The organism is Arthrobacter sp. 05T410, from assembly GCF_056396505.1.
This window is the reverse complement of the sequence record NZ_JBFTLP010000001.1, coordinates 395,399-418,426: the sequence shown is the minus strand read 5'-3', so window position 1 is coordinate 418,426 and position 23,028 is coordinate 395,399. Positions and strand designations below refer to the sequence as shown.

At 66.8% G+C, this 23,028-nt stretch carries 15 protein-coding genes; 6 read left to right on the top strand and 9 right to left on the bottom strand.

Features of this window, described 5'->3' with window-relative positions:
- Positions 1–9 precede the first annotated feature (9 nt).
- Genes AC1DFR_RS01980 through AC1DFR_RS01945 form a run of 8 tightly spaced genes read right to left on the bottom strand, consistent with a single transcriptional unit; the run spans position 10 to position 8,483 of the window.
- A complete protein-coding gene (locus AC1DFR_RS01980) occupies positions 10–825 on the bottom strand; it encodes an SRPBCC family protein (RefSeq protein ID WP_476872591.1) in 816 nt (271 codons plus the stop codon).
- Complete coding sequence (locus AC1DFR_RS01975; protein WP_476872590.1) at positions 815–2,122, bottom strand: vWA domain-containing protein; 1,308 nt, start codon at positions 2,120–2,122, stop codon at positions 815–817. Before AC1DFR_RS01975 ends, AC1DFR_RS01980 begins: the two co-directional genes overlap by 11 nt.
- Positions 2,115–3,038, bottom strand: a complete 924-nt coding sequence (locus AC1DFR_RS01970) for an AAA family ATPase (protein ID WP_476849588.1) — start codon at positions 3,036–3,038, stop codon at positions 2,115–2,117. Before AC1DFR_RS01970 ends, AC1DFR_RS01975 begins: the two co-directional genes overlap by 8 nt.
- Positions 3,035–3,685 (bottom strand): nucleotidyltransferase family protein, encoded by a 651-nt coding sequence (locus tag AC1DFR_RS01965; RefSeq protein ID WP_476872589.1) that lies wholly within the window; start codon positions 3,683–3,685, stop codon positions 3,035–3,037. Before AC1DFR_RS01965 ends, AC1DFR_RS01970 begins: the two co-directional genes overlap by 4 nt.
- Positions 3,669–4,658, bottom strand: a complete 990-nt coding sequence (locus tag AC1DFR_RS01960; protein ID WP_476872588.1) for an XdhC family protein — start codon at positions 4,656–4,658, stop codon at positions 3,669–3,671. The genes AC1DFR_RS01965 and AC1DFR_RS01960 overlap by 17 nt, the downstream gene beginning before the upstream one ends.
- Entirely contained in the window at positions 4,658–7,051 is a 2,394-nt protein-coding gene (locus AC1DFR_RS01955) for an aerobic carbon-monoxide dehydrogenase large subunit (protein WP_476872587.1), read from the bottom strand. Before AC1DFR_RS01955 ends, AC1DFR_RS01960 begins: the two co-directional genes overlap by 1 nt.
- Positions 7,048–7,599 carry a (2Fe-2S)-binding protein gene (locus AC1DFR_RS01950; RefSeq protein WP_476872586.1) on the bottom strand — a complete coding sequence of 184 codons (552 nt, stop codon included), beginning with the start codon at positions 7,597–7,599 and terminating at the stop codon, positions 7,048–7,050. Before AC1DFR_RS01950 ends, AC1DFR_RS01955 begins: the two co-directional genes overlap by 4 nt.
- A 5-nt stretch (positions 7,600–7,604) precedes the next feature.
- Positions 7,605–8,483, bottom strand: coding sequence for an FAD binding domain-containing protein (locus AC1DFR_RS01945; protein WP_476858629.1), 879 nt, complete (start codon positions 8,481–8,483; stop codon positions 7,605–7,607).
- A 131-nt stretch (positions 8,484–8,614) separates the two neighbouring features.
- On the opposite strand from AC1DFR_RS01945, the gene AC1DFR_RS01940 reads away from it, so the two are divergent.
- A complete protein-coding gene (locus AC1DFR_RS01940) occupies positions 8,615–9,604 on the top strand; it encodes a LysR family transcriptional regulator (RefSeq protein ID WP_476871539.1) in 990 nt (329 codons plus the stop codon).
- Positions 9,605–9,719: 115 nt separating this feature from the next.
- Positions 9,720–10,037 carry a DUF6457 domain-containing protein gene (locus tag AC1DFR_RS01935; protein ID WP_476871529.1) on the top strand — a complete coding sequence of 106 codons (318 nt, stop codon included), beginning with the start codon at positions 9,720–9,722 and terminating at the stop codon, positions 10,035–10,037.
- 193 nt (positions 10,038–10,230) lie between these two features.
- Here the strand turns inward: AC1DFR_RS01935 and AC1DFR_RS01930 are convergent, their stop codons facing one another.
- Positions 10,231–12,579, bottom strand: a complete 2,349-nt coding sequence (locus tag AC1DFR_RS01930) for an FdhF/YdeP family oxidoreductase (RefSeq protein WP_476872585.1) — start codon at positions 12,577–12,579, stop codon at positions 10,231–10,233.
- 382 nt (positions 12,580–12,961) lie between these two features.
- Here AC1DFR_RS01930 and AC1DFR_RS01925 point away from each other — a divergent pair, with 382 nt between their 5' ends.
- The 4 genes from AC1DFR_RS01925 (at position 12,962) to AC1DFR_RS01910 (ending at position 23,028) form a co-directional block, all read left to right on the top strand.
- Positions 12,962–14,074 (top strand): SDR family NAD(P)-dependent oxidoreductase, encoded by a 1,113-nt coding sequence (locus AC1DFR_RS01925; RefSeq protein WP_476872584.1) that lies wholly within the window; start codon positions 12,962–12,964, stop codon positions 14,072–14,074.
- Positions 14,013–15,209 (top strand): glycosyltransferase family 2 protein, encoded by a 1,197-nt coding sequence (locus AC1DFR_RS01920; RefSeq protein WP_476872583.1) that lies wholly within the window; start codon positions 14,013–14,015, stop codon positions 15,207–15,209. Before AC1DFR_RS01925 ends, AC1DFR_RS01920 begins: the two co-directional genes overlap by 62 nt.
- A 613-nt stretch (positions 15,210–15,822) precedes the next feature.
- Positions 15,823–21,201: a peroxidase family protein gene (locus tag AC1DFR_RS01915; RefSeq protein ID WP_476872582.1), complete on the top strand. Its 5,379-nt coding sequence runs from the start codon at positions 15,823–15,825 to the stop codon at positions 21,199–21,201.
- Between the two features lie 117 nt (positions 21,202–21,318).
- Positions 21,319–23,028 (top strand): multicopper oxidase family protein, encoded by a 1,710-nt coding sequence (locus AC1DFR_RS01910; protein ID WP_476872581.1) that lies wholly within the window; start codon positions 21,319–21,321, stop codon positions 23,026–23,028.

Below are 23,028 nucleotides of genomic sequence, written 5' to 3'. Positions count from 1 at the left end.
CGGCGCTCCTCAGAGCCTGCCGCACAGCCGGAGCAGCCGGAACGCCGAACGCCGGCCGGCCCAGTACGCGATGCACGCCACGACGGTGATAACGCCGAGGACCTTCACCGGGCTGGACAATTGCTCCGCCGCGATTCCCTTGGCGAGGCTCAGCGCATCCAGGCTGCCGTCCGCCGCGGCCGCCGCCGAGACAGGCACAGGGATCGGTTCCGCCGCGGCCGCCGCCGAGACAGGCACAGGGACCGGTTCCGGCGCGGCCGCCGCCGAGACAGGCACAGGGATCGGTTCCGGCGCGGCCGCCGCGGGGACCGGAGCCGGGGTGGGTTCGGGGACCGCCGCAGGGGTCGGCCCCGCAGGGGCTTCCTGCGCAGGGGGTGCTGCCTCAGTGAGCATGGCCTGCAGATTTTTCGCGAAGAGCGACATCATCTGCTCCGTGACGCTGCCGATCACCCCCTTGCCCATGGCCGCTGCCTTGCCGGACAGCGCCAGGTCTGCGCTGACGGAACCCCGTGTGGCCGCTCCGTCTTCGGCCAGCACCAGGGTGACGGTGGCCTCGGCGGTGCCTTGTCCGCGGGTCTCCTGGGCCTTGCCGCCAAGGACCGCACGATGTTCCGGGGCGTTTCGTTCAATGACGTTCAGCAGGCCCTTGTATTGCATCGTGACCGGGCCGAGCTTTACCGTCATGCCCACTTGGTAGGCGTCGTCCGAGAGCTTGTTCAGGATCCTGGCCCCCGGAAGGCAACCGGCCACCCGTTCAAAGTCCATCAGCGTGTCCCACACCTGGCTTATTGGTGCGACCACCGAGAACGTGCTGTCAATGTGCATGGGCTGGTTCCTTGCCTCTCGCTCGTTCGTGCGTGTCCTGTGAAGGCGGCCCCTCGCCGCGAATGGCGGCAGCCACCTGCGCCAAGGCCCGGAAGCTGTGGCCGCTGACGAAGGCGTCGCAGTAGGGCAGGGCCGCCGCCATGCCGCCCACGAGGGGCCGGTACTGCGGGGCTGCCTTGCGCGGATTCACCCAGATGATCCGGTGGGCGAGCCGGCGCAGGCGGGCCATCTGCGCCGCGACCTGTTCCGGATCCTCGTAGGCCCAGCCGTCGGAAAACACCACCACCACAGCGCCCCGCGCCAGTCCGCGGCGGCCGTGCTCGTCGACGAAGCGCCGGAGGCATTCGGCGATCCGGGTTCCGCCAGCCCAGTCCGGCGCGGAGACAGCGGCGCGGGCCAGGGCCTGGTCCGGATCACGCAGGGCCAGTTGCCGTGTCAGCCGGGTCAGCCTGGTGGAGAAGACAAAGGCTTCCGCCCCGGCCCGGGTCACGGCGCCCTGCAGGAAGGATACGAAGACCCGGGAGTAGGGTTCCATCGATCCCGAAACATCGCAGAGCAATACCAGTTTGCGGCGCTGCTCGCGCCGGCGGGCATAGAGCAGCAGCGGGGCGTCGGTCCCGGACCGGCGGGCAGCGCGCACTGTCGCCCGGACGTCCAGGCTCGCCGTGCTGTGGGCCGACGTGCGCGTGCGGCGGCTCAGGCGCAGCGGCGTCGCGAGCTGCAGCGCCGCCGCCAGCCGCCGTACCGCCGCTACTTCATCGGCGGAAAGCTCGGCGAAAGATGTCGCCTGCAGGTGTTCGTCTGCGGAAACCATGGCAAGGACGGCCTCCCGGTCAGTGCGGCCGTCCTCCGCGGAGCCGTCCCGGCCGGGGAAGGCCAGGCGCGGCCGCTGCGGCGTGCCGGGGGCCGGGCCCGGCGTCTGGCTCCCTGGCGCTGCGGGCCTGGTCCGGAGGGCCGGCGCGGGCGGCGCCGCTGCCGCCCCGGGCACGCTGCCCGGCTGGCCGGGGGCGGCGTTCCCGCGGAACACGGCCGCGAAGACGGCATCGAACACGGGCACTTCTTCGCGGGCGGACACGAGCACCACGCGGCAGGTCCAGTAGAGCTGCTCAAGCCGGGCCGGGGGGATCAGGTGGAGCGCCTCGGCGAGCCGCGCCGCCCGGTCCGGCGAGGTCGCCAGGCCGGCCCTCCGGATGGCCGTGACGAACGCGGCGGACAAGGCGGCCGCCTCGACCAGTGGCGGCTGCGGCGGCTGATCGGTGGCACTGTTGTTCTGGGCGGGGCCGTGGTCTTCAGCCATCGGTGCCGTCCACGAGCCAGGCCGCGCCGCGGGAGCCGACGAGTTCGAGGTCGTCGCGGTTCTTGACGATGGAGCCCCACGTTTGCTCGGTGGTGCCGGGGTCGATCCGCTCCACCCCCAGCACGGCCAGGGCCGAGACCCAGTCGATTGCCTCGGAGATCCCGGGCGGCTTGGCGAGGTCCAGGGTGCGCAGCCGGGTGATGACGGCAGCGGCCTGGAGGGCCAGCGGGCCGCTGCTGGCAGGAACCCGGCGGCGCACGATCTCGGCAATCCGGGCGGGTCCCGGGTAGTCGATCCAGTGGTACAGGCAGCGGCGGGTCAGGGCGTCGTGAAGGTCCCGGGTCCGGTTGGAGGTCAGGATCACGATGGGGGGATGGGTGGCGCGGATTGTGCCCAGCTCCGGGATGGTGACGGCGGATTCGGCCAGCAGTTCAAAGGTGAAGGCCTCGAATTCGGCGTCGGCGCGGTCGATCTCGTCCAGGAGCAGCACGGCAGGCCGCGGGCCGGGATGTTCCAGCGCCTGCAGGAGCGGGCGCCGCAGCAGGTACTGGGAGGCAAACAGGTCCGTTTCCGTGACCTCGGTGTCGCGGACTTCGGCCAGCCGGATGCCGAGCAGCTGGCGCTGGTGGTTCCACTCATAGAGGGCCTCACCGGCGTCGATTCCCTCGTAGCACTGCAGCCGGTACAGCGGGGTGTCGAGGAGCTCGGCCAGCGCCTTAGCGGCCTCCGTCTTCCCGACCCCCGCCTCGCCCTCGAGCAGGATGGGCTGCGGCAGGCGGACAGCCAGGAACAGGGCCGTCGCCAGTCCGACGTCGGCCAGGTAGTTGGCCCGGTCCAGCGCGGCCATCAGCGATCCGACATCCGGGACCCGGCGCCGCACGTCCTCCTCCGCGCCGGCCCGCGCCGCCGCCGTCATAGGGCCCCCAGCAGCCCGGCAAGGAGGCGCCGGTAGTCGTCTTCGGTGTCGACGTCCGGGGGGACGGGGCCGGCTGTGCGGACCTCGACGACGTCGTCCGCCCGCTGTGCCAGGAGCTTCCAGACGGCTTTGTCCCCGTGCAGGGCGGCCAGGTCCGGCAGCAGGCGCCGGGCAAACGCCATCGGGTGGCCCACGCCGTCGTCGTAGCGGCACACCGCGATGCCGGCAGTGTGCGCAGGAGTGGGCTGCAGGGCGCCAAGCACTGCCCGGACGCTCGCGGCCCGGACACCGGGCTGATCGCCGAGCAGCAGGACGACGGCGCTGGTGCCCGGATGGAGGGCGGCGAGCGCCGTGGCGATCGAGGACGCGCACCCTTCGCCGAAGTCCGGGTTGAGCACCACATCGCAGCCGCTGGTGTCCACAGTGCGCTCCACGTCGGCCGCTGCGCCGCCCAGGGCCAGCACCGTCTGGCCGAAGCCACAGTCCCGGGCAGTCGCCAGGACGGCATCGAGCAGCACTCCGGCGCCGTAGGGCAGCAGCTGCTTCGGCCGGCCCAGTCGCCGGGAACCGCCCGCGGCCAGGATGATGCCGGCGGTCCGGGGCCCGGGGCTTTCTGCCGCCGGCAACCGCTCAGGTCGTAACGGCATAGCGTTCCGGATCTTTGCGGAAGGCGGCCCGGCAGCCGGGCGAGCAGAAGTAGACGGCGGCCCCTTCGTGAACCAGGTGCAGGGACGATTCGAGGGCCGGGACAGACATGCCGCACACCGGGTCGACCGCGCTCGCCGGCCCCGTCCCCGGTGGTGCGGGCTCCGATGGTACTGGCTCCGATGGTACTGGCTCCGTGCCGAAGCTCGTGGCCGCCGCGGCAGCGGACGCCAGGGGCGGGGCGGCGCGCCGCGCCCTGGACCGTTCACCGACCAGCTGGGCGAGGATGGACAGGGCGATCTCCCCGGGGGTCCGGGCGCCGAGTTGCAGCCCGGCCGGTGTGAAAACCCGCCGCCGCAGGGCGTCGTCGACGTCGAGGGATTCCAGGACGGCGGCGCCGCGGGTTCTACTGGCCACGAGGGCAACGTAGGGGACACCGGCCCGCAGGGCGGCTTCCAGGGCACGCTCTTCCGCTTTGCCGTGCGAGGCGACAATCAATGCCGCGTCGTCCCCGCGGGGATCTGCGGATTCGCCGTCCGTCAGTTCGACTTCGAGGCCGACGCCGGAGCCGAGCGTTTCCAGGGCCTGCGCCACCGGCGTCGTGCCCACCACCACGACACGGGGCGCCGGAATCCGCGGCTGGAGGAAGATCTCGATCGCCCCGCCGCTCAGGCACGGGTTGGTGACCTCGACGGCGCCTTCCTCCGCGGTGCGGGACGGTTCTCCGGGCAGCACCCGCAGCAGGAGGGGTTCCTGGGTGGCCAGGACCTGCCGGCTGTACTCGCGCACCGACTCCTCCACGCAGTTTCCGCCCACAAAGCCGTGGATCTCTCCGCCGGGCAGCACCAGGGCGGTGTCCCCGGCGTGGGCGCTCGTCGGATGCTGGGCGCGGACCACCGTGGCATGGACGAACGGCTCGCGGCGGCTGGCGAGTTCATCGGCCCTGGCGGCCAGGGATCCTGCGGTGGAGGCCATCAGATCGGCGGCCGGGCCCGGCCCTGCATGGCAGCCCAGACGCGGGCCGGGGTGCAGGGCATGTCCATATGTGTGACGCCGAACGGCGCCAGGGCATCGACAACAGCGTTGACGATCGCCGGCGGTGAGCCGACTGTGGCGGACTCGCCGATGCCCTTCGCCCCGATCGGGTGGTGCGGGGAGGGCGTGACAGTGAATCCGGTTTCCCAGTCCGGCACTTCCATGGCCGTGGGGATCAGGTAGTCCATGAAGGACCCGGCGAGGCAGTTGCCGTCCTCGTCGAACTCGATGATCTCCATCAGGGCCATGCCCACACCGTCCGTCAGCCCGCCATGCACCTGGCCTTCGATGATCATCGGGTTGATCCTGGTGCCGCAGTCATCCACCGCGATGAAGCGCCGCACTTTGACCTGCCCCGTGCCGGGATCGATGTCGACGACGCAGATGTAGGCGCCGAACGGGAAGGTCAGGTTCGGCGGGTCGTAGGTGACCTCGGCGTCGAGGTTTCCGTCCACGCCCTCAGGCAAGGCAACGGTGCCGTGGGCGCCCATGGCGATCTCGGCCATGGTCTTGCCGACGCTCGGATCGCCTTTGACGAACCAGCGGCCCTTTTCCCATTCGAGGTCCTCGGGGCGGGTCTCCAGCATCGCCCCGGCGATCAGTTTCGCCTTCTCGCGCACCTTCCGGGCTACAAGGGCCACGGCGCCGCCGCTGACCGGCGTCGAACGGCTGCCGTACGTGCCCAAGCCGAACGGCGTCTGGTCGGTGTCCCCGTGCACCACCTCGATGTCCTCCGGCGGGATGCCGAGTTCTTCCGCCACGATCTGGGCGAAGGTGGTCTCGTGGCCCTGGCCCTGGCTCTGCACCGAGATGCGCACCACGGCCTTGCCAGTGGGGTGGACGCGCAGTTCAGCGCCGTCGGCCATGCCGAGGCCCACAATGTCGAAGTGCTTCCTTGGCCCGGCTCCGACGACTTCCGTGAAGAAGGAAACCCCGATGCCCATGAGTTCCCCGCGTTCGCGTTTCTCGGCCTGCTCGCGGCGGAGGTCCTCGTATCCGGCGAGCTGCATCGAGAGGCGCATGGCGGCCTCGTAGTTGCCCGAGTCGTAGACCCAGCCGGTCTTGTTGGCATAGGGGAACTGCTCCGGCTTGATGAAGTTCTTCAGCCGCAGTTCCGCCGGGTCCATGTCCAGCTTGCGGGCAAGAATGTCGACCATCCGCTCCACGAGGTAGACGGCCTCGGTGACCCGGAACGAGCACGCGTACGCGACCCCGCCGGGCGCCTTGTTGGTATAGACACCGGTGACGGAGCAGTGGGCGGCCGCGAGGTCGTAGCTGCCGGTGAAGATGGAGAAGAATCCGGCCGGGTTCTTGGTGGGCTGGGCCGTGGCGTTGAACGCGCCGTGGTCGGCCAGCACGTGGGTGCGCAGGGCGAGGATCTTGCCGTCTTTGGTCGCCGCGATTTCGCCCTGCATGATGTAGTCCCGGGCGAACGAGGTTGACATCAGGTTTTCGGAGCGGTCCTCCACCCATTTGACCGGGCGGCCGGAGACGATCGAACCGACGACGGCGAGGATGTAGCCGGGATAGATCCCGACCTTGTTGCCGAAACCGCCGCCGATATCGGGGGAGACGATCCGGATCTTGTGCTCGGGGATGCCGGCGACGATCGCGAACAGGGTCCGGTGCGCGTGCGGTGCCTGGGTGGTCTCGTAGAGCGTCAGCTTGCCGTTGACGGCGTCGAAATCGGCGACGGCGCCGCACGTCTCCATCGGTGCGGGATGGACCCGCGGGTAGACGATCTCCTGGCTGACCACAACATCCGCGGAGGCGAACACCGCATCCGTTTCGGCCTTGTCGCCCATCTCCCAGTCGAAGATCCGGTTGTCCGTCCGGCCCTCGATCTCATCGCGGATCACCGGGGCGTCCGGGTCCAGCGCCTTGCGGGCGTCCACCAGCGGGGGAAGGACTTCGTATTCGACGTCGATCAGCTCCAGGGCGTCCCGTGCGGTGTAACGGTCCTCGGCCACGACAAACGCGACTTCCTGCCCCTGGAACCGCACCTTGTCGGTCACCAGCACAGCTTGGACATCCGCCGAGAGCGTCGGCGCCCACGCGAGCTTCAGGCCCAGAAGGTCCTTGCCGGTGATGACTGCCACGACTTTCGGGTGAGCCAGGGCGTTGGTGGTGTCGATGGACACGAGCCGGGCGTGCGCCACCGGAGCGCGCAGGATGGCGCCGTGCAGCATCCCCGGCAGCACGATGTCATCCACGTAGTGCCCCTTGCCGCGCACGAAGCGCGGGTCTTCCTTCCGCTGGATGCGGCCATAGCCGATCGGACGGTCCTCATCGCCGGCGGCCGGGTTTGACGGCCGGTCATGGATGACGGTCATGCCTTCACCTCTGAGTCCTCTGTCTCCGTGGCGACATCCGGGACGGCGGTGTCCGGGACGGCGGTGTCCGTGTCGGCCAGGCCGGAGCCGGCCGGATGGGCGGCGGCCCACTGCACCGAGCGGACAATCGTGGCGTAGCCCGTGCACCGGCAGATCTGCCCGGAAATGGCCTGCCGGATCTCGGCGTCGTCCGGGTGCGGATTCTTATCCAGCAGCGCGCGGGCCGTGAGCATCATCCCCGGGGTGCAGAAGCCACACTGCAGCCCGTGCTCTTCCATGAAACCCTGCTGGACGGGGTCGAGGGTGCCGCCGCTGGCCAGCCCCTCGACGGTGCGGATGTCGTGCCCCGCGGCCATGGCGGCCAGGACGGTGCAGGACTTCACGGGCTGTCCGTCCATCAGGACCACGCACGTCCCGCAGTTGCTTGTGTCGCATCCCCAGTGCGTACCGGTGAGGCCCAGGACCTCGCGGATGTAGTGGACCAGGAGCACCCGGGGCTCAATCTCGCTCGTGACGTCGGTGCCGTTCACGGTCATGCTGATCTGCATCGGCTTCAGCCTTCCTGCATCTGGGCGGCGCGGGCACAGGCCCGCCGCAGTACCCGTTGGGTGAGCTCATCGGCGAGATGCCGCTTGTAGTCGACGGGGCCGCGCTGGTCAGCCACCGGATCGCAGGCCTCCGCTGCCAGCCTGCCCGCCTCGGCGAACAGCTCCTCGTCCGGATGCCGGCCGCGGAGCACGGCGGCGGCCCCGGCCAGGGGGTGGTCGAGGCCCAGGGCGGTGAGCCCGACGGCGGCGTCGTCGACAGTGCCGTCCGCGGTGAGGGTGACAGCGGCACCGGCGGCACCGACTGCCCAGTCTCCGACCCGGCGTTCGACCTTTTCGTAGGCACTGCCCGACCGGGGGCGGATGCCGAACCTGAGTTCGCAGAGCAGTTCATCGTGCCCGACCGCGGTTTCATAGGGTCCGCGGTGGAACTCGGACATGGACAGGATGCGCTCGCCGCCCGGTCCGCGGATCACTGCCTCGGCGCCCAGGACATCACACACCGTGGAGAGGTCCTCGGCCGGGTCGGCCTGGCACAGCGAGCCGCCAATGGTGCCGCGGTTGCGGACCACGGGGTCGGCGATCACCCGCTCGGCGTCCCGCACGATGGGGAACAGCCCGGCCACCTCGTCCGACTCGAGCAGGGTGGTGTGGCGCGTCAGGGCGCCGACCCTTAGCTTGGTGCCGTCACGGAAGATGAAATCGAGCTCGTATAGGTCATTGATGTCGATCAGCCATTCGGGCCGGGAGAGGCGGAGCTTCATCATCGGCAGGAGGCTATGGCCGCCGGCAACCACCCGCGATTCGGGTCCGTACCGGGCAAGGAGTTCCAGTGCGTTCTCCACCGTAGTGGCGCGCACGTAGTCAAATGGAGCCGGAATCTGCATAGTCCCTACCTCACTCCGAAAGGCCGGCGGCGTGGAGTAGCAGCTGCCTGGCGCCGGATTGAGGTCAGTCTTGCCCCGGCCTGACAGGGCTGTCAATATCGTCATAAGCGAAAGGTTATGAAGCCGTGGCGATGACATTGGGACAGTTGCGGACGTTCGCCCTGGTGGCCAAGCTGGGTTCCCTCCATGCGGCCGCCGTCCAGCTCGGAGTCAGCGAACCGGCAGTATCGACGGCGCTCGCCGCACTCAGGCAGGATCTGGGCGACCCGCTCTTCGTGCGCGCCCATGGCGGGATTGCGCTGACTCCCGGCGGCCGGGCGCTCGCCGAACATGCCCAGGACATCGTGGGACTGGCGGACCGTGCCCGGTGGGAGGTGGCACATGCCCAGACCGAGACCGGGCGGCTGAAAATCGTGGCGACGGCGCCGTTTGCTGAGCACGCGGCGGGGCGCCTGCTGGACCTTTTCACCCGCCGGGTTCCCGGGGCCTCCGTCGATGTGGTGGTGGAGGAGGCCGAGGACATCGCCTCGCTGATGCGGGAACGCGTCTACGACATCGCTTTGGGGGCCAGGCCCGCCGCCCGCAACGGCTCCCTTGCCAACGGTACTGGCGACGTCGGCATCGACTCCGTCCCGTTCCTGCGGTACCAGCGGATCGTCGTGGCGGCCGCCGGGCATCCGATCGCCGCCCTCCACGGGCCGGTCGCGCCGGCCGAACTGGTGCGCAGACCCTGGTTTGCCGGCCCCGCCGGCATTCAGGCGGCCAGCGAGGAGGGCCGGTGGCTGGCTGCCCAGTCGGTGGCGCCGGAGATCGTCCGGTTGAGCAGCGAAACGGAGGCCCTGGCCGCCGTCAGGGCCGGAGAGGGAACCATGCTGGCGCTGGGGCATATTGTCCGGGCTGAAATCCGCAGCGGTTCCCTGGTCCGTGTGCCGGTAGCCGGAACGCCGATCTCCGGACTCTGGTGGGCCAGTACCCTGGACCGCGGCCGGGCCACCACCATGGCGCGGACCCTCCAACGGTTTGCCGGCACCGCCGACGCCACCGCGGCCATGGTGGCCCCCGGCGGTTCCCGAGGGCTGGAACGGCGGGGATCCAAGTTCCACGTGGCGCTCTGGAGCTGAGGGGCCGCCTGCGTGCCACCTGCCGCCTGCCGCTGTGTCGCGTTGCGCAACGCCGGGGGCGGGTGCTACCCCTTGAGGGTTAGACGATCCATTCACCCTGCGAGAAGGAGTAGCAATGACGTTGTCCCGAGACGAAGACAGCTCGCTGCGGCATTGGAGCAGCCGGCTGATCCAGGCGCTGCAGATCCTCGACCTGGAAGTCGACCACGAAAAGATCGTCCAGGTGGCGGAGGAATCGGTCAAAGCCGTCGGGCCGCATGCGGACGCGATCAGTGCGTTCATCGTGGGCTACGCGGCGGGTACTGCGTCCACCAAGGGCCGCAAGGGCACGCAGGAGGCTGTGCACGCCGCGTCGAACAAGGTCATCGAGCTCTGCGAACATGGCGAGTCGGGCGGCCCGGACGAAGAAGGCTGGACCAAGAGGGCCCAGTAGCCCGCCCCGCGAGCACCCTGGAAGCACGCCGGACCTGGTGCACAGGGATCACGCCATGCGCGCGGTCCGCAGCCACTGGACATGCTCCGCGGTGGGGCGCGGGCATGGGCATGTTGGTGTTATGTCCACTCGCCGTGGCCGGGGCGGGGCATGTCCGGTGGTGCGGACTGGCCCGGCCCCGGCTGACGGGTGCCTAGCGTGAGGCCACCCGGGCAGGGGCTGTTGCCGCGCCGTCGGGTGTCTGGTCCAGGCTCGGCTCGAGCCGGACGATGACTGCCTTCGAGACTGGCGTGTTGCTGCCTTCGGCCGTGTGGTTCAGCGGCACCAGCACGTTGGCTTCGGGGTAATAGGCAGCAGCGCAACCGCGTGCCGTGGGGTACGACACCACACGGAACTTGCGCACCACGCGTTCCTCACCGTCGTCGTATACGCCGCGGACGTCCACATATTGCCCGTCCGCAAGGCCGAGTTCGGCGATGTCGTCAGGGTTCACGAACACCACATGGCGGCCCTTCTTGATGCCACGGTAGCGGTCGTTGTGCGAGTAGATGGTGGTGTTGAACTGGTCGTGGGAGCGCATGCTCTGCAGGATCAGGGTTCCCTCCGGCCGTTCGACAAGTTCAAGATCATTGGCGGTCAGCACGGCCTTGCCGGTGGGCGTGGGGAAAGTGCGGGAGTCGCGGGGACCGTGGGCGAGGACAAACCCGCCTTCCTGCCGGATCCGCTGGTTGTAGTCCTTGCAGCCGCCCACCACGCGCGAAATATGGTCCCGGATGAGGTCGTAGTTCTTCTCATAGCCGTCCCAGTCGGCCCTGATCTTGTCGCCCACCAGGAGTTTGCCCAGCCGGCTCACGATGGCCGGCTCCGAGAGCAGATGGTGGGACACCGGCTCGACGCTGCCCCAGGACGGGTGCACGGCGCAGACGGTGTCCTCCACCGACACGAACTGGGGACCGGATTCCTGGATATCGATCTCGGTCCGGCCCATCGTGGGGAGGATCAGGGCCTCGCGGCCCGTCACAGTGTGCGAGCGGTTCAGCTTGGTCGAGATCTGGACCGTCATCTCCGTGTTTTGCATGGCAGCCTCGGCGGCGTTCGTGTCCGAGATGGCACCCACCAGGTTGCCGCCCAGGGCGACGAATACCTTGATCTCGCCCGCGCGCATCTTGTTGATGGTCTCGACGGCGTCCGCGCCGTGTTCGCGGGGCGGCTCGAAGTCGAACTCCTCGCCGAGGGCCTCCATGAAGGACTGCGGCATTTGCTCCCAGATGCCCATGGTCCGGTCGCCCTGCACATTGCTGTGCCCGCGGATGGGGGAGGCGCCGGCGCCTGGCTTGCCGATATTGCCGCGCAGCAGCAGGAGGTTGATGATCTCCTTGATGGTGGCAACACCCTTCTTTTGCTGCGTGATGCCCATGGCCCAGGTGATGATGACTTTCTCGGCCTTGAGGTAGCGGGCGGCCAGCTCATCGATGTCCTCGCTGCGCAGGCCCGTGGCCTCAAGCACTGTGCCTTCATCCAGCCCGGCGAGGTGTTCCTTGAGCTCCTCGAGCCCCTCGCAGTGTTCGGCCAGAAAGGCGTGGTCCAGGACCGTCCCGGGGTTCTTGGCCTCGGCGTCGAGCACGCGCTTGGACACGGCCTGCAGCAGCGCCATGTCCCCGCCGATCCGGATCTGGAGGAACTGGTCCGCGATCTGGACGCCGTGACCGACGACCCCGTTGACCTGCTGCGGGTTCTTGTACCGGCGCAGGCCCGCTTCGGGGAGGGGGTTGACGGCCACGATCTCACCGCCGTTGCGCTTGCACGCCTCGAGTTCGGTCATCATCCGGGGGTGGTTGGTGCCGGGGTTCTGGCCCATGATGATGATCAGGTCGGCTTTGGCGTAGTCGTCGAAGCTGACCGTCGCCTTGCCGATGCCGATGGTCTGGCCCATGGCCCAGCCGGAGGATTCGTGGCACATATTGGAGCAGTCCGGCAGGTTGTTGGTGCCGTAGCCGCGGACCATGAGCTGGTAGAGGAAGGCAGCCTCGTTCGAGGTCCGGCCGCTCGTATAGAACGCCGCCTGGTCGGGGGAGTCCAGACCCTTGAGCTTGTCGGCCACGAGCCGGAGCGCCTCGTCCCAGCTGACCGCCTTGTAGTGGTCCTCGCCGGCGGCCTTGTACACCGGTTCGGTCAGGCGGCCCTGCATGCCAAGCCAGTACTCGGTCTGGCTGCGCAGGTCGCTGACGGCATTCTCGGCCCAGAAAGTTTCGGGAACCACCACCGGGGTCGCTTCCCAGGTGACCGCCTTGGCCCCGTTCTCGCAGAACTCGAATGCCTTGCGGTGGTGGGGATCCGGCCACGCGCAGCTCGGACAGTCGAAGCCGTCCTTCTGGTTCATCGCCATGACGGTCTTGCGGGTCCGGTTCAGCCCCATCTGTTCGATGGCTGGCTTCATGGAGTGGTACACGCCCGGGACGCCGGCGGCCCAGCTTTTCGGCCCGTCTCCGACGACGAGATCCTTTTCGGACGGTTCCTCGATGTGAGGAGTCTTGCGAGTCACGTGAACTTCCCTTCTGCAACCACCACCCGGATGGGGCGGCGTGCTGATCTGCCACTCTGCACCTTACCGTCAGGCCTATCAGCTTGATCGGAGCGCCGCAAGCAATTGACCGGCCGGTGCCCGTAGGCAAGTCCTCTTTACCAAGTAGCGCTCACGCTCATTTACAGGTACCAGCTACTCGTGTTGCCGAGAAAGAAGCCGTGTGTTGTTGGGGTGGAAGGTCTCAGTGGGGGAAAACCAACGGATTCCAGGGTCACGGCCCTGCGGCATGCGGGTTATTCATTTGCGTTCGGCCGCCTCCTGGCGGAGCCGAAGAGATCTGTCCTGCGATGAATTTGCTCAATAAGAAGCCGAACAATTTTGTGAACATGGGGGCAGTGCGATGGAAAAGATTTGGGCCGACCGACTACTTGGCAGAGAGTCGATGCACGTTTACGGGTCTGCTGCGAAAGCTTTGATCCAAGGCAGAACCATCCTCGTGACGGGCGCCGGGGGTTCCATCGGCTCAGAGATCGTGCGCCAGATGCATACGCTGGAAGCTGGCAAGGTCTTCTGCATCGACGACGACGAGTTCGCCCTTTATAACCTGCAAATGGACCTGGAAGGCCTGGCGCTGCTGGACGACGACGTGTACCGGCTGGCCGACATCCGGGACGAACAGCTCATGCGGCGCATCATGCAGGAGGTCCGCCCGGATGTCGTCTTTCATGCCGCAGCCCACAAGCACCTGCCGCTTCTCGAGCGGGCACCTGAGGCAGCAGTCAAGACCAACGTCTTTGGAACCCAGTCTGTAGTCCGAGCAGCAATTGCTGCTGGTGTCAGCAGGGTTGTCAACATCAGCACAGACAAGGCGGCCAATCCGACATCGGCATTGGGATGGTCCAAGAGGCTCGCCGAGCACGTGGCCGGCAAGTATGCCGGCACCTCAGAGACCAAACTGGCAAGTGTCCGGTTTGGAAATGTTCTTGGCAGCCGAGGCTCCTTCCTGCCCACGCTGATGACTCAGATTGAGAGGGGACAGCCGATCCGGATCACCGATCCCGGTGTCGCACGCTACTTCATGACCATCCCCGAAGCAGCCGGCCTGGTGATCGAAGCCGCTTGCCTCGGTTCCGGCGGGGAAACGTACGTGCTGGACATGGGCGCCCCTGTGCGGATCGAGTCGCTGCTGCGCCGGTACGTCGAAATGGTTGACTGCCCGATGCCTGCAGTTGAGTACACCGGGCTGCGTCCCGGCGAAAAGATGTCCGAGGAACTTTTCGACTTGCGCGAAACCCACTACGCCACGCCTCATCCGCGCATCCTGAAGGTCGATGTTGGATCCTATCCGATTGACCCTGCACTGGAACTTCTTCGCGAGCTCGTCGATCACGGCGCGCATCCTGCACTCGTTCGCGAGGCCCTCGAATTCAATACGGCCGGAAAGGTAAACGATGGACTGGACAGCCTCTCTTCTGGCGCTCTTGGCACTGCCACTTCTCGCAGTCTTAGTTGACGCTGTCGGGGCGGCCCGCAGCAGCCGCTTCGGAACGGCGGTCCGGGAATCCGGCAGTCTGTCGCTTCAGGGCTTGTCATTCGACGTGCTGGTTCCCATCTATGGCGATATCCGGTATTTGACTAACGTCGACTTTCTCCACAGCTACGGCTCCCAGGTCATCCTCTGTACGACCTCCGGTGAGTCCGATGGCTTCAGGCAGTCGCTCAACGAAATTGCGACGGCTCATGGTTTCCGGGTATTCCTCAGCGATTACGTTGCGCCGTCTGCCGGAACTGGTCGCCGAACTGGCGGTACGGTCCGTGACCGAGTCATTCGAGACGCACTGGAATCTGCCGTTGACGCTGAATACGTCGTATGCCTGGATGCGGACTCGACGTCGGTCCGCCCGCTGTCAGAGCTGGTGGGAGAGCTTCGGAAGCGGGGTGACGATGTCGCCTCCATTGAACTGGTGCCGCAGGCGGAGGGTCCCGCCTTGGTCCAGTTGCAGCGGCATGAGTACCGCCTGGCCATGCGCCTCCGGTTCGTCATGCCGTGGCTTCTGAGCGGGGCATGCCACGCAGGAAAAACATCTGCGATGCGTGCCATCATGGCGCAGCATTCACTCTTCTTCCAGGGGAATGATGTTGAGACAGGACTGCTCGGTGAGCGCCTTGGATACCGTATGACGCACATTCCGTTCGCCGTGAACACGGAGGTACCAGCGACGCTGCGGGCCTGGTGGCGGCAGCGCCTGGCCTGGGCGGGCGGGGAATTCCGCTTATATATTGTGAATATCCGCTTCTGCTTTTGGCATCCGTTCTTCTGGACATACGGCAGCGTCGTACTGTTTGCTTTTCTCCTTCTTCGGTGGGAAGCGCTCGTGCATCCCGGGCTGTCACTGCTGGCCGCGGCCGTTCTTTACTTCGGAATGATTTATGGCATCCACTGGAAAAATCGGAATCGCTGGCTTTTGCTGATGCCTTTCTACACACTCATCACAAGCTTGATCATTCTGCCCCTCGGCATGGTTTGGTATTTTGCCATGGCAATTCCTGAGAAGAACTTCGGACTCATCAGGTTTCGCCGCGGCTCTGGCGGTTCCCGTGCGACGAGCCCACGGCGAAGGAACGCAGTGGGTGTAGCCGGCACATAGCCAGGGTGCCCTTGTCCCTCAAGCTCGCTGCTCGCGGCTCGGCCAGCCAGCGGCATTCGAGCGCCCACCGTCGCCCGCTGGTCCAGAAGGGTCAAACGGTCGCAAAGCCCCCGGGTCTGCCCAGGCAACCCGGGGGCCTATGCCGCCACTATCGAGTGCACCGTCCAGCTCCTGTGCGGGCCACCATTACCAGCACCACCTTGGCGCAAGCTGGGGATCTGCTGTGCGCCGGCCTCAGGTAGCGGAGGCCAAAAAACGGGTCCTCGGGGGGTATCCGTTACTCGGCCGTTATTCGTCGACAGTACGCCCGTGCAGTCGTTCCCGCGTAGGCTGCGGCAGCGCCGTCGAGCACAGGGCGAGTAGCCCAAAGCGTCTGCGCACGTAGCCCCAGAGCATGGTCCGGGTGGCCAGAGGCCCCGGAAAGCACCGGACTGCGGTCCGGATCCGAAGTTACCGACCGGTCCCAGTTTTCCCCAAGGAATCACCCAGCACTGTTGCACCATCACTCACTCTAAGAGGCAGGTGTGCAATGAATTTGTTCGCATGCAGGAAGGTTGAAGGCCAAAGACGTGCCTTTAGCCGGCCGACCCGCGCAGTAGCGGCAGGGACAGCGATGACCTTGCTCAGTTTTGTTGGACTCACCACAACGGCGCTTGGCGCCAGCGCCGCGCCGGCACCCGTCGGCGCAGGCTTCACCGTCACCGCGGCCGACCTGGCCTATATCCTCAAGCAAATCAAGATCGCCGAGGCGCACGTCGCGAATACGACGTCGGCGACCGGCCCTTGCGGGGCGCTGGTCGGGCCAGGCCCCAACCAGATCCCGGACGCCCTCACCTCCTACGGCCTCCGTACGGTTGACGGCTCCTGCAACAACCTGATCAAGGGCCGCGAAACGTATGGGGCCGCCGATCAGCTATTCCCGCGTCACGCGACGCCGTCGTTTAACACCGCCGACGCCGTCCCCGCAGGGTTCGGCCCTGCCGGCACGTCCTCCTACGCACAGAAGTCGGGCAATGTGTTCGACGCCCAGCCCCGCCAGATCAGCAATCTGATCGTGGACCAGACCTCCACCAATCCAGCCGCAGTGGCTGCTGCCGGGTTCCCGGTCCGGACCCAGGGCAACCCCGGTCTGTTCCCCTGCACCACTGATCCTGACCCCTTGGCGACTCCGCCGGTCGAGGCTGTGCCGGCCGGCTGCGTCCCCACGGGTGACACGCTGTTCATCCCCAACGTCACCACCGACGTCGGCCTCTCCCCGCCGTACAACTCCCTGTTCACCCTGTTCGGTCAGTTCTTCGACCACGGCGTGGACCAGACGGTCAAGGGCGGCGGAACGGTGTTCGTGCCGCTCAAGGCCGACGACCCGCTGATTACCGTAGGCCCTGATGGCAAGGCCGGTACCGGTGACGAAGTGGCCCCCAACAGCCCGAACGCGTTCATGGTCCTCACCCGGGCCCAGAACCAGCCCGGCAACGACGGCATCCTCGGCACCGCGGATGACGTCCAGGAAGCCGCCAACACGGACTCGCCCTACGTGGACCAGTCCCAGACCTACACGTCCCACCCCTCGCACCAGGTGTTCCTGCGGGAGTACATCAACAACGCCGCCGGCAGGCCGGTTTCAACCGGCAAGCTCCTGGGCGGTCCTGCCGGCCCCACCGCCGGCGGCATGGCCACGTGGGCGGACGTCAAGTCGCAAGCAGCGATCTTCCTTGGCCTCAAGCTCGAGGACAAGGACGTCACCAACATCCCGATGATCGCAGCTGACCCGTACGGCAAGTTCATCCCAGGCCCCGCCCGGGGCCTGCCGCAGTATGTCACGCTGACCGGACTCGTTGAGGGCAACACGGCAAATCCTGTCCCGGTGCCGGCAAACGTGCGGTACTTCGACACCCCGTTCCTGACCGACATCGCGCACAACGCAGACCCGTCGCCGCAGGACGCGGACCACAACCCTGCCACGCCGCCCGTCGCGCCCACCCCGGACACCGACAACACGGCCTCGGCAGATTTTGCGAACCAGCCCGCCGGCACTTACGACGACGAAATGCTCAACGCGCACTTCTGTGCCGGTGACGGCCGCGTCAACGAAAACATCGGCTTGACCACCATCCACCAGGTGTTCCACTCCGAGCATGACCGGCTCGTCGCGGACATCGAGAACACCCTGACCAACGACACTTCGGCCAAGGGCGTCGCCGCGCTGGCGGAGTGGAAGTTGGCCGCCGGTGCCAACGGCTGGAACGGCGAACGCATATTCCAGGCGGCACGGTTCGTCACGGAAATGGAATACCAGCACCTGGTGTTCGAGGAGTTCGGCCGCAAGGTCCAACCCGCGATCCAGCCCTTCCACGTCTACCACACGGACCTCAACGCGGCCATCAAGGCGGAGTTCGCCCACGCGGTCTACCGCTTCGGCCACTCCATGCTGACCGAGACGATCTCGCGCACCAACGCGGACGGCAGCGACAACTCCATCTCCCTGCTTGAGGGATTCCTGAACCCGCCCGAGTACACCAACGGCGGATCGGCGGGGTCCCTGACCTCGGAAGAGGCCGCGGGCAGCATCGTCATGGGCATGAGCGACCAGGTCGGCAACGAACTCGACGAGTTCGTGACGGGCACGCTGCGCAACAACCTGCTGGGTCTTCCCCTGGACCTGGCGACGATCAACATGACCCGTGCACGTTCCGAAGGCGTCCCGCCGCTCAATGAGCTGCGGCGCCAGATCAACGACGCCACGGGCGACGCTCAATTGGCTCCGTATACGAGCTGGGCCGACTTCGGGCAGAACCTCAAGCACCCGGAATCGCTGGTCAACTTTGTTGCCGCCTACGGCACCTACCCGACCATCACCAGCGAAACCACGCTGGCGGGCAAGCGGGCAGCGGCCAAGGCAATCGTCGATCCGGGCACCCTGGCGACTCCTCCCACGGCTGACATGAGCGACTTCATGAACAGTGCCGGACCGTGGGCCACTCAGGAGACCGGCCTGAACCGGGTCGACCTCTGGGTTGGCGGCCTGGCGGAGAAGACCAACCTCTTCGGCGGACTCCTGGGCAGCACGTTCAACTACGTGTTCGAGAACCAGATGACCGACCTGCAGAACGGTGACCGCCTGTACTACCTGGCGCGCACGCCGGGCATGAACCTGCGGTCGCAGCTGGAGAGCAACTCCTTCGCGGAGATGATCATGCGCAACACCAACGCGCACTCGCTCAAGGCGGATGCTTTCGGAACCGCCGACTGCAAGTTCCAGCTGGGCAACCTGGCCGGTACGCCGACCGGCTACACGGCCTCGGGGGCAACGGTCGCCGACGACCCGACCAGCGAGTGCAAGGAGAACCTGCTGCTCCTGCGCAAGCCGGACGGCACCATCCAGTACATGGAGAAGAACACGGTCGATCCGAGCGGTATCAACGGCCAATCGGTGTACAACGGCACCGCCAACGCTGACCGGGTCACCGGCGGCAACGACAACGACACGTTCCTCGGCAACGAGGGCAACGACGTCATTGAAGGCAACGGCGGCGACGACATCGCACTCGGCGGCACGGGCAACGACCGGATCACCGATCTCTCGGGGGCCGACGTCCTCAAGGGCGGTCCGGGCAACGACTACCTCAACTCCGGTATCGGCGACGACATCAACATGGGCGGCGACGGCCAGGACTTCACCAACGGCGGCGCCAACGACAACGAAACCTTTGCCGGCGAAGGAAACGACTTCGTGCAGTCCGGTGACGGTGCGGATGCCACGTTCGGTGACGGCGGCGACGACTGGATCCAAGGCGGATCCGGCCAGGACCTGCTGATCGGCGATCACGGCGCACCGTTCTTCGATGACCCGGCCCAGACGAAGCCCGGAAACGACATCTTCGTCGGACAGGTTGGAGAGAACGACTACGACGCCGAGGGCGGCGACGACATCATGACGAGCAATGCTGCGATCGACCGCTACGCCGGTGCAGCCGGCTTCGACTGGGCCTCGCACCAGTACGACACCGTGGCAGCCGACGACGACATGAAGATCAACAACAACCTCGTTGGCGTTCCGCTGCCCGTCGTGGTCAACCGCGACCGGTGGCAGGAAGTGGAGGCCAACTCGGGCTCCAAGTTTGACGACGTCATCCGAGGTGACGACGCAGTGCCCAGCACCGTAGGTGGTGCAGGCTTCAGTGGCTGCGACGTCCTCGACCAGACGGGCATCAACCGGATCGCCGGCCTGCAGGCTATCCTGCCTGCACCGACCACCCCGCTTGCACCGGTCGAAGCACTCTCACCGATGGGCGTCTGCCCCCTGACCGGTCCGGTCTGGGGCGACGGTAACATCCTTGTCGGCGGCCTCGGCAGCGACAAGCTCGAAGGCCGCGGCGGCAACGATGTCATCGACGGCGACCGGTACCTGAAGATCCGCATCAGCGTGCGGGACGACGCAGGTGCGGAGATCGGCACGACCGACCTCATGGAGCGCCCGTACCAGGCAGGTAACCCTCAGACCCTGGCGGCCGCCGTAGCGGCCGGCGTCGTCAACCCGGGGAACCTGGTGGCTGTCCGCGAACTCGTAACCCCCACCGCCCTCGAAACCGCGGGCAACCGGGACGTCGCGATCTTCTCCGGACCGCGGGCCAACTACACCATCACCACGACAGGCGGCACCGGCACCATCGGTTCGGCTGGCTCAACCACCACGGTGGTGGACAACGTTGGAGTCGATGGCACGGACACGATCCGCAACATCGAGTTCCTGCAGTTCTCCGACACCGTACTGCCAGGCGCTCCGGTCATCGGCACGGCAACCGCCGGCCCCGGGCAGGCAACGGTTCGCTGGACGGCCCCGACGGTCGGCCCTGCAGACGCCTTTTCCGTGAAGGTGCTCGACGTGACGACTAACCCGGCCGGCGTCCAGGTCGGTGCCCTGCGCACCGCCCCGGCAGGCGCCACCAGCCTGGTGGTTACGGGTCTGACGAACGGATCCCAGTACCGGTTCCAGGTGCTGGCCAGCAACGCCCTCGGTGACAGCCCGTTCTCGGCACTCTCCAACACAGTGAGCCCGACGACGGCCACCGTACCGGGAGCGCCCACCATCGGGACGACCACGGCAGGGAATGCCTCGGTGACCGTGAGGTGGACCGCACCGGCGAACACCGGCGGATCCACCATCACCGGCTACTCGGTGCGGGCCTTCGCCGGAACTGCCCTGTTCAAGACTCAGGCAGTCAGCGGAAACGTCGGAAGCGTCGTCGTGACGGGCCTGACGAACGGGACGGCGTACACGTTCGACGTCGCCGCCGTCAACGCAGTGGGTACGGGCGGATTCTCAGCCCGCACCGCAGCGGTGACACCACGTACCGAATTCGTGGCTCCCACCCTGACCGCGCGGTCCCCTGCACCGGGGGCATTGTCGGTCAGCCAGGGCGCCAACGTGACGGCTACGTTTAGCGAAGCGGTGACGGGGGTGACGGGAACGAACTTCCAACTGCGGCAGGGCACCACGGCGATCGCCGCCGTCGTAACCTACAACCCGCTGACCCGCGTCGCGACGCTCAACCCGGTGGCAACGCTGCCGGCAGACCGCCTCTACACCGTGACCGTCTCCGGCGTCCGTGACCTTGCGGGCAACACGATGGCGACGAGCACGTGGACGTTCACGTCGGGACCTCTTCCGGTCATCACCTCCTCGACCCCCGCTGCGGGAGCCATTGGGGTGCTGCGGAACAGCAACACGACGGTGACGTTCAGTGAGCCCATCACCGGGTACACCACTGCAGGCAGTGTCCGGATCGTGCGGGCCTCCACCGGGGCAGACATCGCGGTCGCGGTGACGTACAACGCCACAACCAGGGTGCTGACAATCAACCCCAGTGCGACGCTTCTCGCCAGCACGCAGTACAGGGTCATCATCACCGGTGGCACCACCCGGATCCGCGATCTGGCAGGCAACCCGTTGCCCAGCCGTTCGTGGACATTCACCACGGGAACAGCACTGTAGCAGCAGTCTGAGAACGCCGGCTGGCGGGGCCGCTACGGCCCGCCAGCCGGCTTCCTCACTTGTTGGAAAGCCACTTTTCGACACGGTATACAGCACTATTGCCCACTTGGAGGGGCCATGACTACACGACGAGAGATCTTCAAACTGGGCGCTGTCGGCGCCCTCGGCCTTGCCGGTTTCAAAGGCGGCGACGACGACATCCCGACGACGGGCACCAGCGCGCCGGCCGCGACGCCGGTCACCGCCAGCCAACTTGCACCCCAGAACATGCCTGTTCCCTATGCGGGAGTCTTTCGCCGCCCGCCCGAGCTCGTCCCCTTCGAGACGGGCTTCGACGACGGCGACCCTGCCCGTCCGTTCGCCCGGTACGCCCTCACCCAGAAGCTCGGCCAGGCCCAGTTCGTGCCCGGACTGAACACGACCGTGGCGGGCTACAACGGCATCTTCCCCGGCCCGACCATCCGGGCCACCCAGGGCACCCGGACCGAGGTGCGGATCCGCAACGCCCTGCCGGCCGCCGGGCTCGTGCAGCCCGCCCGCTTTGATACAGTCACCCACCTGCACGGCTCGGCGTCGCTGCCACAATATGACGGCTACGCCAACGACATCACCGTCCCGGGAAACGTCAAGAACTACCATTACCCCAACTGGCAGGCGGCCCGAACGCTCTGGTACCACGACCACAAGCACCACATCACCGCCCAGAACGTATATTCAGGACTCGCGGCCTTCTATCCGATCTCTGACAAGTTCGAGCGCGCCCAGCTGCCGCAAGGGGAGTTCGACGTGCCCCTAATGATCTCGGACGCCATGTTCAAGGCCGACGGGTCCCTCGCCTATAACGACAACGACGTGAAGGGCCTGTGGGGGGACATCATCATGGTCAACGGTGTGCCGTGGCCCACCATGAAGGTCAAGCCCCGAATCTACCGCTTCCGGGTGCTTGATGCATCCATCTCTCGCTCCTACCGGCCCACGCTCTCCACCGGGGACCCCGTCTACGTGGTAGGCACCGACGCCGGCATGACGCCCAAAGTGCAGGCCGTGAAATCGTGGCGGCAGGGCACAGCGGAACGCTATGAGGTGCTGATCGACTTCCGGAAATACCGGACCGGCCAGCTGATCGAGCTGCGGAACCTCAGCAACAAGAACAACATCGACTTCGCCAACACCAACAAGATCATGCGCTTCCAGGTGGTGGCCGACTCCGGGTCCGGGGCCGGATCCATTTCCAGCATTCCAACGACCCTGGACGACGGCGGCTCCGTCAACGCCTCCAAGGGGGGCATCCCCACCATGAGCCTCACCCCGGCGATGGCGAAGGCGAAGCGCGAACTGAGATTTTTCCGGGACCATGGACAGTGGACCGTCAACGGCGTCACGTGGGCCGACGTGGAGAAGTCCGGGTTCACGAAGCTGTTCGGCAACCCCCAGCCCTTCGACGTCGAGCAATGGACCATCATCAATGCGTCCGGGGGATGGTTCCATCCGGTGCACATCCACCTCATTGACGCCAAGATCATCGCGAGAAACACCAACGGCGGCCAGCCGTTTGCCTGGGAGAAGGGCCCCAAGGATGTCTTCTACGCCGGCGAGAACGAGTCCGTCACCGCCCTCATGCAGTTCGACACAGGTACCGGCGGGGGCGGGCGCTACATGATCCACTGCCACAACCTGGTCCATGAGGACCACGACATGATGGTGCAGTTCTCCGTGGGCGACCTCCGCACCAACGACCCCATCACTTCCGACCCGCCGACCCTGGACACCACTGCTCTGGACGCGTTCCCGCCGGTGTACCGGCCCGGACTGCCGGCGGGGACCTGA

What these genes read in the sequence shown, in the direction of transcription:
- AC1DFR_RS01980 (WP_476872591.1), bottom strand. Translation starts at nt 825, where the DNA reads ATGCACATTGACAGCACGTTCTCGGTGGTCGCACCAATAAGCCAGGTG.
- AC1DFR_RS01975 (WP_476872590.1), bottom strand. Translation starts at nt 2,122, where the DNA reads ATGGCTGAAGACCACGGCCCCGCCCAGAACAACAGTGCCACCGATCAG.
- AC1DFR_RS01970 (WP_476849588.1), bottom strand. Translation starts at nt 3,038, where the DNA reads ATGACGGCGGCGGCGCGGGCCGGCGCGGAGGAGGACGTGCGGCGCCGG.
- AC1DFR_RS01965 (WP_476872589.1), bottom strand. Translation starts at nt 3,685, where the DNA reads ATGCCGTTACGACCTGAGCGGTTGCCGGCGGCAGAAAGCCCCGGGCCC.
- AC1DFR_RS01960 (WP_476872588.1), bottom strand. Translation starts at nt 4,658, where the DNA reads ATGGCCTCCACCGCAGGATCCCTGGCCGCCAGGGCCGATGAACTCGCC.
- AC1DFR_RS01955 (WP_476872587.1), bottom strand. Translation starts at nt 7,051, where the DNA reads ATGACCGTCATCCATGACCGGCCGTCAAACCCGGCCGCCGGCGATGAG.
- AC1DFR_RS01950 (WP_476872586.1), bottom strand. Translation starts at nt 7,599, where the DNA reads ATGCAGATCAGCATGACCGTGAACGGCACCGACGTCACGAGCGAGATT.
- AC1DFR_RS01945 (WP_476858629.1), bottom strand. Translation starts at nt 8,483, where the DNA reads ATGCAGATTCCGGCTCCATTTGACTACGTGCGCGCCACTACGGTGGAG.
- AC1DFR_RS01940 (WP_476871539.1), top strand. Translation starts at nt 8,615, where the DNA reads ATGACATTGGGACAGTTGCGGACGTTCGCCCTGGTGGCCAAGCTGGGT.
- AC1DFR_RS01935 (WP_476871529.1), top strand. Translation starts at nt 9,720, where the DNA reads ATGACGTTGTCCCGAGACGAAGACAGCTCGCTGCGGCATTGGAGCAGC.
- AC1DFR_RS01925 (WP_476872584.1), top strand. Translation starts at nt 12,962, where the DNA reads ATGGAAAAGATTTGGGCCGACCGACTACTTGGCAGAGAGTCGATGCAC.
- AC1DFR_RS01920 (WP_476872583.1), top strand. Translation starts at nt 14,013, where the DNA reads ATGGACTGGACAGCCTCTCTTCTGGCGCTCTTGGCACTGCCACTTCTC.
- AC1DFR_RS01915 (WP_476872582.1), top strand. Translation starts at nt 15,823, where the DNA reads ATGACCTTGCTCAGTTTTGTTGGACTCACCACAACGGCGCTTGGCGCC.
- AC1DFR_RS01910 (WP_476872581.1), top strand. Translation starts at nt 21,319, where the DNA reads ATGACTACACGACGAGAGATCTTCAAACTGGGCGCTGTCGGCGCCCTC.